Genomic DNA, 13,617 nt, shown 5'->3' on the forward strand with positions numbered 1-13,617 from the left:
AGCAAGCTACTTGTATTAGGAATAAGAGGTAGGTAAACACACCTATCCTTTTATTTTACTAACTCACTTGCAAATATTTTTGGATGGCAAGATTACTATTGTTCTCATTTAACATGGCGATTTTATCCATGCTCATAACTTGCCCGTCTTCAATAAAAATGTAATCATCGGCAATCGCTAAAGCATCGCCAATATGGTGAGTCACCATTACGATAGTGGTATGGTTTATCTCAGCTAAATTTTTAACTATCGCGACCATCTCAGACCTCAACATCGGATCTAATGCTGAAAAAGGCTCATCTAATAACAATAATGGTTTATCTTGCACAAAGCAGCGCGCTAATGCTACGCGCTGTTTCTGTCCACCAGATAGTTCATCGGGAAAACGTTCTAAAAGCGTATCTATAGATAACTTTCCAGCAATCGCGACGATACGCGCTTTATGCAGTGCCGTCAGTCGCAAACGGACATCTAAACCGAGTCCAATATTATCAAGCACCGATAGATGCGAAAATAGATTCTGCTCTTGAAATAAAATGGATAAGGGGCGTAAATGGGGAGGCGTTGTATTAACCGTTTTACCTGATAGCTCAATCGTGCCACTACTCGGTTCAATAAATCCAGCGGCTAAATTAAGTAAGGTACTTTTACCCGCCCCGCTTCCCCCTAGTACAGCAACGATTCGCCCCTTTGCAAGGGTAAAGTCAAAATGAAAAGTTTGCTGTTCATAATAATAGGTTACATTGTTGAATTTAATCATAAAATTAGCCTGAGTATGAAATGCGAATTGGTGATATTTTCATTATTTTTTTAACGACAATTTTTCTATCACTGAAAAAACACCCACACTGATTAATAATAAAAACAAGGCAATGACTGCAGCCGATTGCATCTGATAGCTGCCTAATAATTGCAATAAATACAAAGGCAGTGTTTTAAAATCTTGGCTGCCAAAGAGCGCGATTGCACTTAGGTCACCAATGGATAATACAAAACTAATGGAAAAAGCATGAATAAATGGCCTTTTGATCGCTCGCCACTCGATAATTTTAAATCGCGACCAGCCATCAATACCTAAACTTGCACAGAGCATGTCATATTGCTGCGCAATTTGAAACATCGGCTGTGCTAATGTTTTTAACGCATAGGGAAGCGCCATTAACGCATTAACCAGCATCACAACAATAATCGCTAAACTAAACATATCACTACTATTACGTAATAGTAAAAATAACCCCGTGCTGATCACGATCCCCGGGGTAACAAGGATTAAACTCGCTATCATCTCAATTTTATCGGCGCGTTTATTTAACCCCCTAGTGCGCCAAAAACGGCTACAAATTAAAATAAAGGTAGCCGCGAATAACGCTAAAAATGCAGCAAATAGAGCAATTATTAGGGAGTTAAATAGCGCTTTCCAAAACTGAGTATCGCTAATAACATGAAGGATTTGGTGATTCAAACCACTGATCACGACCATTAGAAGTGGTGGCACGACTAACAATATAACGGCAACGATCCAAAAGCGATCCCAGTATTTAGATGAACAGGTATCATTAAATAACTGTATTGCGAGGTTGTCACCACGATTACTCAATGGTAATGGTCGTGAAATGCGTTGTACAAACAGTAAAATGACACTGCATAGAAGTATTTGCCATAACGCCAGTAATGCCCCTGCTTGTAAATCGAAATCAAATTTAATCGCTTGATAAATGGCTAGCTCTATTGTCGTTGATTTAGGGCCACCGCCTAATGCCATGACCGTCGCGAAACTGGTAAAGCAGAGCATAAAGACTAATCCAGCGACGTGGGGAAGTTGCTGACGCATGGTTGGCCACTCTACAATACGAAACTTCTGCCAATTAAAAAGCCCTAAATGGGCAGCTAATTTATGTTGCTGTATGGGGATAGAATGCAGTGATTGTAATAATAATCGCGTGGCAAAGGGTAAATTAAAAAACAGATGAGCCAGTAAAATGCCATTGAGCCCATAAATCGAAAACGGTAAACGTTGATCGATATGCTGTAACAGGCTTGCCAATAATCCACTATTGCCATAAATAGCTAGTATGCCAAACACCCCGACCAACACAGGCAGCACCAACGTCGTTGCAAACAATTTTAATAATAATGATTTACCAAAAAAATGACGCCGTGATAACGCATGCGAGACGGGAATAGCCAAACCGACACTCAATAGCGTTGATAAAAATGCCTGATAAAAACTAAAAGCGGTGATATGGCGGTAATAGGCATCAACAAATAAGACGCTAATATTTATATCTAAGGGATAGAATAATAATGCCGACACCGCGGTGACGATAAAAGTGAATACAAGCCCAGCAATGAAAAGGCCGGGCCATGTTTTATGGTGAATTAAAATAACAGATAACCGCTTAATTGATTAACGCATTTTGCCATTCTCGAATCCATAATTTACGGTTTTCTTCAATTGCTTCGCCAGAAAGTGATAAGGATTTAGTTGGCACCATGAGTTGACTAAACTCGCTTGGTAACGCTACGTTGGTAACCGGATACATCCAGTTGCCCGTTGCAATAACTGATTGGAATGGTTCACTGAGTATAAATGCCATAAACTGTTCAGCCAATACCGGGTTATGTGTGCTTTTCACTTTAGCTGCCACTTCGATTTGCATGTAATGCCCTTCAGCAAAATCAGCACTCACATACTGATCGTTCTGCTCGGCAATGAGATGATAGGCGGGTGATGTCGTATAGGAGAGCACCATATCGGCTTCACCATTTAAAAACATATTATAAGCTTCTGACCACCCCTTGGTTACCGTGACGGTTTTTTTCGCAAGCTTAGACCATGCAGCGGCTGCTTTATCGCCATAAATCGATTTAACCCATAGCATTAACCCTTGACCCGGTGTTGAAGTGCGTGGATCTTGATAGATAATACGCAGCTTATTTTCACTATCGACCAGCTCCGCCAAGCTTTTTGGTGGATTTTGCATTTTTTGTTTATCATAAACAAAGGCGAAGTAACCATAATCAAAGGGTACAAAGGTTTTATCTGACCAACCACCCGGTACAATCACGTCAGCACTATCGACCTGATGTTCCATTAATAGCCCTGTTTGCTTGGCTGCTGCAATTAAACTGTCATCTAACCCTAAGATAATGTCTGCCTTGCTATTCTTTCCCTCTAAACGTAACCGATTCAAAATAGAAACGCCATCATCAACGGTTACAAACTGCAATTCACAGTCACATTGCTTTTCAAATGCGCTTTTTATTTTAGGGCCGGGACCCCAATCTGAAGCAAATGAATCATAGGTATAAACAACTAATTTATCAGCGATTGCTGGCATTGCGAACAGGGTTGAAATCGCCATTAAGGCAAGTGTTTTTTTCACTATACACTCCATATATTGTGTGGAATAGATAGGGAATGAGGGAGGTCAAAAAGTCGTCACTAAGCACTCAAGGAACAGCTCATTTCCTACGCCAGTATTATCTGGATCAGGTCTACGGGTTTTATCATAAAGGATAATCTCAGCCTGTTAACAAGCCCCCCGATGAGAATCGCTATTATATACCTTAAGTCGATAAATAATAGCAATCGCGCTGATTTTATTCTGCTTTAACGTTTTAGCTGCCCAATATTTGTAATGGTAAGGATAAAATCGGGTCATTATCATTGGCAAAATAGAAGATAATGGCAATTAACCCACCCACCGTGAGTAAATACCACAATGTTGAAACGACTTGTCCATAGTTATCAAGGGGCAATAAATTTGTTTGCCAGCGACTACGCCATTCAAAGACGATTTCCAAACAGCCAATAGCTAATAGAAACCCCAGTAAAGTTAAACCAAGGCTGTAGCTGATATAAATGCCTAACCCTGCACCAACTGCACAGGCAAACACCCCTACTTTGCTATGCATTGAGAAACTAATGCTTTTTAATATATGCCCGCCGTCTAAGGGTAAAATGGGCAGCAGATTAAATAGATTGAGTAAGGCATTAAAAACGGCTAAACCTGCAAAAAAGGGGCTATCCGTTAACCAATAAACAACCACGCAGACACAGGACAAAATCAAGCCAAATGTAGGCCCCATAATGGAGATAACCACGTCTTGCCAACGCGTATTAATTTTACTATCACTGACCGCCAATCCACCAACAAAGGGGATTAAATAGATCCCCTTGGTTGGCATGGAAAAATATTTCATCGCACGAATATGACCATATTCATGAAAGACTAAACAAGCCAGTAACGCGAGTGCAAATTGAAATGAGAAAAACCAACTGTATGCAGCCAAACTCGCACCAGCTAATATCACTTTGATCATCTTTGCACTTTTAAAAAGCTTTAGCGCCAGAGAGACCATCCCAACGACACTGATTTTTTTGCTAGTATCATCGACACTAACGGGGGGTTGCTGTTCAATGTCTTTGCTGTCACGTTGCCCGCTAAGAACAACCTCATCATTAACGACTAACTGATATTTTAAAGAAGAACGGCTGCCAACTTAAATCGATATCTAAACGATAATTAATCACTTCAGTAGACGCATCACTATCTTGCACTGTTTGCTGCAATTGAAAGTGGTGACATAATAGACCTTTGTGATTTGCATTGGCCGTTACTTGAGAAACAATTTGGTCTCCCCAATAGAGTTGTTGCCAACCAGCAGGCGACGCTTCTAAGCGCAATGTTTGACCTAAATGTTGTAATTGTAAAAGTTGCACAGATAATCCCTATTAAAGCGTAATATCGTGAATTATGCCGACATAAAATCCCCCTGTCACCTCAAGATGGTTATCTGGTGCTTGGCTACTGACGCTCGCGGCTGACAACGTATCGGTATAACAAAGCAACATTGAAAAATCTGCTTAATATCAAATATACGAGTGGCAGTGATTGTAAACAATGACGCTTTTACATACATTAGCCAATTACATGGTTATATATTCTGAAAAACTCCTTTAGAATTGCGGACTTCAATATTAAGTAACATTATGAATAAAATAACTACCAATACCGATATCAGTGATTTTTCTGACGTCATAATGGAGCTCAGACACAAATTCAATGCCGCAACGTTAGAGGATGATATTACTCACCTTACACCGCAAGTTTCCCCCTCAACTCGCTTTTTAATCAAAATGGAAATAATGAACCTTTCCCGAAAGGTTTCCCATGTCATTGATTTGAGAAATTTATTTCAAAAAAACTGTAAAGAATTCACCTTTCAAGGCGTGTTACATTATTTAGATGATGTGAGTAAAAAAGAGTTCATTAACGAAGTTAATAACTACAGTGGCACTTATACGCTCGGTGTTTATAAACAAATAAGCAAAAAAGCAAAGCAAAGGTACAGAGCAAACCCCAATGAAGGGAAGTTTCCAAAAACCAATGCGATTCATCTCACTGGTTTTTATCAGCGAAGAGAAGAACGACTCTATTTTATTCGTAAAATAAGTCTTTTCTTCAATAGCCCGGAAAAGATGAGCAAAACCGCCTTTGAACATTTTGCTATCGAAGGTATTACAACGGACATTTCTTCCAGTGGTTTAGCAATTAAAGTGCTGACACAAAAAGTGATCCGCAAAAATGGTTTAGTACATGTTTGGATCCATGGTATCGAAAATGAATATACTTTTCGTGGCCGTGTTATTGTTACCTATGAGATAAAAAATAGTTATAAAAAAAATGAATATACTTACCTAAATCTCAACTATCACAATGAACAGTTTTGTAACACGGCAGAGCAATTTTTCAGCTATGCCAATAACTACCTGCAAACGCAAAAAAAACGTAATAATATCTCCGTTGAAAACACCATCAATGCGATTGCTATCAAAGCCTCTGAACAATTTGTGATTTCACGTTTAAATTCATTAGCAGTTTTTTTAATTCATAAAAATGGTACTTGGCTGCCCTATGCGCAATTTAAAACACTCGGTAATCAAGATATTGGCCGTTTTGGCAAAAATAGAAATAATAAAGATTTTTTACATTCATGCTGCGCATTACCCTATATACAAGCCGAATTAATAACGGGTAAACGATTTAGCTATTATATTGTTGTTATACCTATCTCTGACAATCAAAGTAAAACACGCTATATTGCATTACCACATAATTTACTTTTGGCTAACTCTGCTCTTAAAGAGCGCGCACAGCTGGCTTTACAGAACAATCAATTGTTGTGCTATCGGATTGATGGCAACACAGTAGAGCCCGATTCTCAATGCTATGTACCAAGCTCACTACCTTCAACGGCGGGCGATGCTTTTACTGTCAACAATGAAGATACGCTTGAACGAGCAAAGGCGCTGGCAAAGGGGCTAACTAGAATGGTCACGATCACTGACCTTACTGACTCAATTCGCTTTTTACATCTATTTGATGACGATACCGATACCGATGTTAACAAACAAGCGATTAATTTTTCGAGCTTTGTTTTAAAAAAACCAACGCTGCATCAAGAGATACTGAGTATCTATGCTGAAACCAATGACTTGAGAAAAGAAGACCGCTTTATCACTGAACTTTGCTTCCATTTACAAATGCGATCATTTCAACAAAATCAGTTTGTTAGTGGATCTACTGTCAATATATCTTGCTGTGGTTTAAAAATACAACTGTCACCCAATTTTAGTTTAAATAGTGGCGATAGGGTCCATTTACACTTCCCTGACCTGCAAAAAAATGAAAAAGGCAATAAAAAATTTCACCCTTATTATGTCGTTGGCAAAGAGAGTAATCACCAATATAGATTGTCTCTTGATGGTAAAGTAGATGCGCACACAGGTCGTAAATTACTTAATACCTATATCAACAGTCACCGTGAAGATTTACCCGTGCTAGGTTATGGAGAAGATATCGCAGGCTTATCACGTGTACTACGCAATATATTCTCAAATAATCTCCATTTGCCCCATGGCATCACTGCCAAACATACCTCGGGGTCATATATAAAAGAGATGGCTCTTTCCGCTAACTCATCCTTACCAACCTTTGCTGAAGAGCCTCAGGTTGAGTTACTCAATTTAATGAACAATAATGCATTTCGTCAGGCTATCGTGCAACAAATTGAATTAACACCCCAACACTCCCCCTATCACAATTTATATTTTGTAGTGATGCCACGAACTCGTACAAACGGTGATAAATACTTTTTTGTCAAACAGATTGAAGAGGATGAAAAACACGACGAGTTACGTAAACTATTATCCGTTCTGGGCTGTATTGGCAACCCTAGAATAGTTCGAATAAACGGTACCGCAAAAGGCCACGTTTTCGACAAATATTTCATAGATGAAAAAAACTATATGGAGTGTTATGCGGCAATAAAGTTAAAACCTGTTATCGACCAATTACAAGATACACTCGCTATTTTTAACATCATGGATATTACCGACATGATAACTCATCAAACATACGCACCACACAATATCGTTGTAGCCAATGCTGACTGCTAAAAGCTCTTACCAATCCATAACAGCTCTATCTTATTTTGGTTATATTCATTCGCGGTTGATGATAATTTTCTCGCGTAAACCAATAGAATAAAAAAGCAATCGAATCCATCACAGCCCTGCCAGCCCAGCCAGAATGTTGGGCAATACAGATCCCAAATAAACGCCCCTATAAAGGCCATTGTATCGCCAAAAAAATTATCGCTATGTTAGCTGCCGTTTCGCTAATCGAAAGCCCTTACTATCCACTTATCTCCACGCCCTTCCCAAGGAACGGGATACACTAATTTCGTTACTCATTAACATGCTTTAAAAAGAAGTAAAAATATGTAATGGAATGAATAATTAGTGGTTTTCTATTTCACCATGATGTGATCTAACTTACTGTTATAAAAATTTTATTTTGTATTATATCTGTTTTAAAACAGAGTCATAATAAAAGGGATGCCAGTTATGTCAGTTACAAAACATAAAGCAGTAAAACACAGTGGTCGTACAAAAAAGAGTCCTGCTTATTCTTCTTTGTTAACACGTTACCCACGTTTATTTTTAGCTATCGGTCTGCTGCTCTTACTGACAGGCGTATTACTTTTAAGCGTCGGTTATGTTGGCAATGCAAAAATTGGTTTAGCGATGATGGCATTTTTCATTGGCATTTGTTTAGTACTGTTCAGCAGATCCCCATCTCCCAAAATCAAGCAGCGATAATATTTCGCAGCACAAGATGCTATAAATTATAAATTGTCCACATTAGTTGCTGGGCAAAGAGCCGATAAATGACGAGCGATAGCAACAGTGGTTTTGTCATTTATCCTATTACCTTCTTTCACCCAACCAGCCAATCGAGCCAATCGAGGACATCCATATCTTTGATTCTGTTAAAAATTTTATTTTGTATTATATCTGCTTTAAAACAGAGTCATAATAAAAAGGATATCAGTTACAAAACACAAAACGACCAAATTGATGGCCGTTTTTTAATCCCTTACAATAATAACTTGTAACTATGCCTGTGCTTGTTCACTTTGCAGCGCATAACGATTAGCAAGAATGGCACAATAGAAGATCTGAATGGGGTGATAGAGCATAATCGGTAACAGAATCATACCTAAATTAGGATCAGAGCCAAAAATAACCGTTGCCATTGGAATACCCGCAGCAAGTGTTTTTTTCGTACCACAGAACACTGTCGCAACTTCATCTGGCAGCGAAAATTGACTACGACGCGCTCCCCACTGCACCAAATGCACCATCACTAACAACACAATCGAACAGATAATCACTGAGCTGACAAGCATCTGAATCGAGAACGATTGCCAGATACGATTAGCGACTGAATCACAGAATGCATTGTAAACAATCAGTAAGATGACATATTTATCGACTTTATTAACCACTGCTTTATGTTTTTCAGCAAAGCTTAGCAACAATGGACGCGCCATCTGCCCCAAAATCATCGGCAATAATAACAACTTTGAAATTGAGATAATCGAGGCCATCAAATCTAATTCAGCACCTTCAAATCCCATAAACAGCTGAATTAATAGTGGCGTAATAAAAACTCCCAGAATGCTCGACAGGGAAGCGTTAAAAATGGCGCCGGGTACATTACCTTTACCAATACTAGTCATCGCTACTGAAGAAGAGATAGTACTAGGCAAAACAAATAGATAACAGAATCCAAACGCCAGTGCTGCTGGCATATAAGCTAACAACAGATCTCCAAAAACAACCCAAAGAAGTGGATAAGCAATAAAAGTCGCGGCCTGAATGTAAATGTGTAAACGCCAATTGGTAATACCCGCTTTAATTGCAGCGGGTGATAAACCTAAACCATGTAAGAAAAAAACGATTGCAACCCCTACCGCAGTTAGTTTTTCGAGATGGATCAAGCCACCACTTTTTCCTACTCCGGGCGATATCGTTGCGAGAACAATCGCAATAAGCATGCCGACTAAAAACCACTCTTTTTTAAGTTTACCAATAACATTCATTTTTAATAATTTAACCTTAAAATGTTTATACCAATCACCTATGGGTGCTATGCGTATTATAACGGATAATTGCTAATCATTTAAAAACTATCATCATTACTTCGCTACTTAAAAAAAACGAGTAAAAACGAGGAGAAAAACGAGGACATCCATATCTTTTCATTTATAAAATATAATAGCCATTCTTTTTAAAAATAATCTTAATCAGCGCTTTGCTGTATTTAAATAGTTAAATTCCCACACTTGATACTCAATTCAATCTGTTTAATCAAATTTTATTAAAATCAACGCACAAAACACCCTTAACGCAGTGTTAATAGTTAATAAAAAATAAATCATGGGGGAGTTAATGCAACATACAACTTAGTTTGTTTTGCCCAGATACCCAACAGCGACCAGTGTGTTCGGCAAACAAGGCAAGCTCTTCAAGTGAGCCCACTGCACCATGGTAATCTTTACCAAAACTCACCGCTAAGGACAACCAGGTATCACTCTCTAAGCCAAGGCTGCTTAATAAGCTTGGCAGTTGGCTCGAAATCACGCCGCGCTTATCCTCTCGAATCGCTCGTCCAGTCCAATCAACAAGCTCTAAATAATCGAGTAAGGCATAGGGTATACCTTCTTGGGAGGTATCACATTCTGCCGCTACAAAACCAAATAAGGGTTTACGGCTATCATGGTTATGCAACACTTCATCGTGACTACATTTACTGTGGATACGCTCAAATATGGAGGTAAATTCCGATGTTTCCACACTTTCTGACATTTTTGCCCGCACGGGGTTTAAATCAACATAAGCCATGCAAGTTAATAGGGCCTTTTCATCCAGCAACGCTTGCGACTTAAAGCGCCCTTCCCAAAAACGCCCTTTACAGTTATCTTCGGCGTTCGCTTTGCGGGCAATAAATTCATTTAATGCCCGCATGAACCAAGATATATCAAGCAGGCGATGACGCCATTTGCTGATTATCTCAAGCGCCACCTCTATTTGACCTGCGCAAGTCAGCTCCCCTTTGCGCCATCGCGAAACTATTTCTGAGCCAGAATAAAGTTGATACCAACGTCGGCAAACTTCTTCATCGCTACAGGCGCTAATCTCGGCTTCATTAGCATGTAAAACAAGGTGATAGTGATTAGACATAATCGAATAAGCGCAAACATCAATGGCAAAGATATCACTTAATTGCCGAATGCGATCGACCATCCATTGCCGGCGATGTGAATAGTTTTTACCGCTGTAATTATCTTCGCCACACAAAAATGCACGGCGAACACATCGAGAAATGCAATGATAATAAGGCGTGTCCACAAGAGAAATTAACGAAGCACGTGATTGTGTCATACCAAACCCCACAACTGTAAACAAAAACACTGTTTATATAGTAGGTTCAATATTCAATTTAGTCAAAAAGGTATGGGTGTCCTGCATTAATAGTGATTAGACATAATCGAATAAGCGCAAACATCAATGGCAAAGATATCACTTAATTGCCGAATGCGATCGACCATCCATTGCCGGCGATGTGAATAGTTTTTACCGCTGTAATTATCTTCGCCACACAAAAATGCACGGCGAACACATCGAGAAATGCAATGATAATAAGGCGTGTCCACAAGAGAAATTAACGAAGCACGTGATTGTGTCATACCAAACCCCACAACTGTAAATAAAAACACTGCTTATATAGTAGGTACAATATTCAATTTAGTCAAAAAGGTGTGGGTGTCCTACACTACTTTATTTGATGATTATCTCAAGCGCCACCTCTATTTGACCTGCGCAAGTCAGCTCCCCTTTACGCCATCGAGAAACTATTTCTGAGCCAGAATAAAGTTGATACCAACGTCGGCAAACTTCTTCATCGCTGCAGGCGCTAATCTCGGCTTCATTAGCATGTAAAACAAGGTGATAGTGATTAGACATAATCGAATAAGCGCAAACATCAATGGCAAAGATATCACTTAATTGCCGAATGCGATCGACCATCCATTGCCGGCGATGTGAATAGTTTTTACCGCTGTAATTATCTTCGCCACACAAAAATGCACGGCGAACACATCGAGAAATGCAATGATAATAAGGTGTGTCCACAAGAGAAATTAACGAAGCACGTGATTGTGTCATACCAAACCCCACAACTGTAAACAAAAACACTGTTTATATAGTAGGTACAATATTCCATTTAGTCAAAAAGGTGTGGGTGTCCTGCATTAATATTATTTCCTCGTTTTGGTCAAAACAAACATGTACCCATGGATAAAGGAAGCGTCCAAAAAGCCTTGAAGAAAGTAATGGCTGAGTTAGGGATTAAGAAAAATATAAGTCCACATTCACTGCGACATTGCTTTGCAACACACTTGTTAGAGCAAGGTATTGACCTACGCTCTCTGCAAATATTATTAGGCCATCATAGCCTCAATACCACAGCAAAATACACACAACTCACCACGCTTAAACAAAAAGACAATGTGGCAGCCCTTAACCAACTAACCGATAAATTACCGATTCAATGGGAGGCTTTATGAGCCAATTTATTGCATTACTTGAACGCTACCATGAGCAACTAGAGCAACAATATGGTGGATTATTAAATCAAGATATTCGCCGCGCCATTACCGATATGTTGCACTGTAAAAATGATACAACCCGCACCACACAATGGCACTGCGGACACTGTCAGCATGACCAACAACATCCCGCATCCTGTGGAAACCGAAGTTGCCCACAATGTTTGCATCAAACCACATCGAATTGGCTAGCCAAACAAACTAATAAATTACTACCTGTGCACTATTTTATGGTCACGTTTACCTTACCCTATCAATTTAGAGCCCTTGCTCATAAAAAACCGAAGGCGCTATATAAATTGATGTTTCAAGTAACATCAAACATATTAAAAGACTTTGCCTCACGACAGAATAAAGGTGACTTAGGTTTTACCAGCGTATTACACACACATAATCGTAAAAGAGAATGTCATCCTCATCTACATATCATCGTGCCCAGTGGAAGCTATGATGCAACGAACAAGCAGTGGCATAAAAATGATAAGAAATATCTCTTTAATGAATTGGCACTCGCCAAGGTATGGCGAGCAAGAGTGATTGATGCAATCAATCACCACCCCGAGTTAGCTATGCCCAATGATATTGCTAAAAAATGGGTCGTTGATTGTCGCAAGGTCGGATTTGGTTTGTCATCATTCCAGTATTTATCTCGTTACCTGTACCGTGGCGTGTTACCCGATAAAGACATTATTAATGTCAGCGAAAAAACAGTGACCTTTAGATATAAAGAAGGAGGAACAGATATTATCAAAAAGCGAACATTACCCGTACTTAAATTCTTATGGTTAATCTTACAACATGTATTACCAAAAGGCCTGCAGCGCGTTCGTGATTACGGTTTCTTGAGAGGTAATGCTAAACAACTTCGCTTGCAAATCATGCTGATACTAGGGAGTCATTTAAGCACGGTGGCAATAACACCAAAACGAAAAAAAACCGTCTACATCTGCCCATGTTGTCAGCATGAAATGAGTTTTGTAGGTATAAAGCGACTGAGAAATTAGCGTGTTATCACGCGTGATCTTCTACGAAGAATTCATAACAGAAAGCGAATAAAAAGAGGTGTATTGGCATTCAACCAAAAAAGATAACAGATTGATATAATTGAACTATCAATTGTATATTAGCGAAACTCGCCTAAAGAAAAGTGACAAATTAAATTTAGCCTTCAGCAAAATCCACTATTTACTATAAAGAGAAGCAATTCCCAATCGGGCTTGTTCAACACCCGAATAAGGTGTCGGCTGCGCAACACCTATTCTTGTTTGTTAGGCATTATTTCTCACGACTTCTATATTTTTTAAATGTATAAAGCATTTCCGCTAAAGACAGATAAAATAAAGCACTAGCGATAAGAACATTGAACGACGCAGTAATCCAAAACCCTTTAGGATCTACTTTCTCAGAAATGTTAACACTGTCTGTATATACCGAAAATTTAGAAAACATTTCTCCATTCATTATCCCTTTTAACAGAACAAATGAAATATAAAGCCCTAGAGAAAATACAATTGTACTAAGAATTAATCTAAATACTTTACCTCTATCTTCTGGAATTTTCATTGGAGATGATTTCATTGTTTAATGCCTAAC

At 39.0% G+C, this 13,617-nt stretch carries 11 protein-coding genes, 2 pseudogenes and 1 riboswitch; of the genes and pseudogenes, 4 read left to right on the forward strand and 9 right to left on the reverse strand.

The window, feature by feature from the left end:
• Positions 1–58: 58 nt before the first annotated feature.
• From thiQ to AB2N10_RS06005, 4 genes and pseudogenes are all read right to left on the reverse strand, one after another.
• On the reverse strand, positions 59–760 hold the full coding sequence (thiQ, locus tag AB2N10_RS05990; RefSeq protein ID WP_354625215.1) for a thiamine ABC transporter ATP-binding protein: 702 nt from the start codon (positions 758–760) through the stop codon (positions 59–61).
• A gap of 42 nt (positions 761–802) precedes the next feature.
• Entirely contained in the window at positions 803–2,404 is a 1,602-nt protein-coding gene (gene thiP / locus AB2N10_RS05995; RefSeq protein ID WP_369434653.1) for a thiamine/thiamine pyrophosphate ABC transporter permease ThiP, read from the reverse strand.
• Positions 2,400–3,386, reverse strand: a complete 987-nt coding sequence (gene thiB, locus AB2N10_RS06000; protein ID WP_354625214.1) for a thiamine ABC transporter substrate binding subunit — start codon at positions 3,384–3,386, stop codon at positions 2,400–2,402. Before thiB ends, thiP begins: the two co-directional genes overlap by 5 nt.
• Before the next feature lie 66 nt (positions 3,387–3,452).
• A riboswitch (TPP riboswitch) is annotated at positions 3,453–3,558 on the reverse strand.
• Between the two features lie 63 nt (positions 3,559–3,621).
• Positions 3,622–4,726: pseudogene (locus AB2N10_RS06005) on the reverse strand (site-2 protease family protein).
• Positions 4,727–4,996: 270 nt separating this feature from the next.
• Here AB2N10_RS06005 and AB2N10_RS06010 point away from each other — a divergent pair.
• A complete protein-coding gene (locus AB2N10_RS06010; protein WP_354625212.1) occupies positions 4,997–7,465 on the forward strand; it encodes a hypothetical protein in 2,469 nt (822 codons plus the stop codon).
• Positions 7,466–7,915: 450 nt separating this feature from the next.
• Entirely contained in the window at positions 7,916–8,170 is a 255-nt protein-coding gene (locus AB2N10_RS06015) for a hypothetical protein (protein ID WP_354625211.1), read from the forward strand.
• A 296-nt stretch (positions 8,171–8,466) separates the two neighbouring features.
• Here AB2N10_RS06015 and AB2N10_RS06020 read toward each other — a convergent pair whose 3' ends face one another.
• From AB2N10_RS06020 to AB2N10_RS06035, 4 genes and pseudogenes are all read right to left on the reverse strand, one after another.
• Positions 8,467–9,456 (reverse strand): bile acid:sodium symporter family protein, encoded by a 990-nt coding sequence (locus AB2N10_RS06020; protein WP_354625210.1) that lies wholly within the window; start codon positions 9,454–9,456, stop codon positions 8,467–8,469.
• Positions 9,457–9,802: 346 nt separating this feature from the next.
• On the reverse strand, positions 9,803–10,798 hold the full coding sequence (locus AB2N10_RS06025; protein WP_354625209.1) for a hypothetical protein: 996 nt from the start codon (positions 10,796–10,798) through the stop codon (positions 9,803–9,805).
• Positions 10,799–10,890: 92 nt separating this feature from the next.
• Positions 10,891–11,103, reverse strand: a pseudogene (locus AB2N10_RS06030) (hypothetical protein); the annotation flags it as partial.
• 91 nt (positions 11,104–11,194) lie between these two features.
• On the reverse strand, positions 11,195–11,581 hold the full coding sequence (locus AB2N10_RS06035) for a transposase (protein ID WP_354625208.1): 387 nt from the start codon (positions 11,579–11,581) through the stop codon (positions 11,195–11,197).
• An 89-nt stretch (positions 11,582–11,670) separates the two neighbouring features.
• Between AB2N10_RS06035 and AB2N10_RS06040 the strand changes: the two genes are divergently transcribed.
• A complete protein-coding gene (locus AB2N10_RS06040; protein WP_354625317.1) occupies positions 11,671–11,982 on the forward strand; it encodes a tyrosine-type recombinase/integrase in 312 nt (103 codons plus the stop codon).
• On the forward strand, positions 11,979–13,028 hold the full coding sequence (locus AB2N10_RS06045; protein WP_354624507.1) for a transposase: 1,050 nt from the start codon (positions 11,979–11,981) through the stop codon (positions 13,026–13,028). Before AB2N10_RS06040 ends, AB2N10_RS06045 begins: the two co-directional genes overlap by 4 nt.
• 271 nt (positions 13,029–13,299) lie before the next feature.
• Here the strand turns inward: AB2N10_RS06045 and AB2N10_RS06050 are convergent, their stop codons facing one another.
• Positions 13,300–13,602, reverse strand: a complete 303-nt coding sequence (locus AB2N10_RS06050) for a hypothetical protein (protein ID WP_354625207.1) — start codon at positions 13,600–13,602, stop codon at positions 13,300–13,302.
• Positions 13,603–13,617: the final 15 nt, after the last annotated feature.

The organism is Psychromonas sp. MME1 (assembly GCF_041080865.1).
In the GTDB taxonomy this organism is placed as follows: domain Bacteria; phylum Pseudomonadota; class Gammaproteobacteria; order Enterobacterales; family Psychromonadaceae; genus Psychromonas.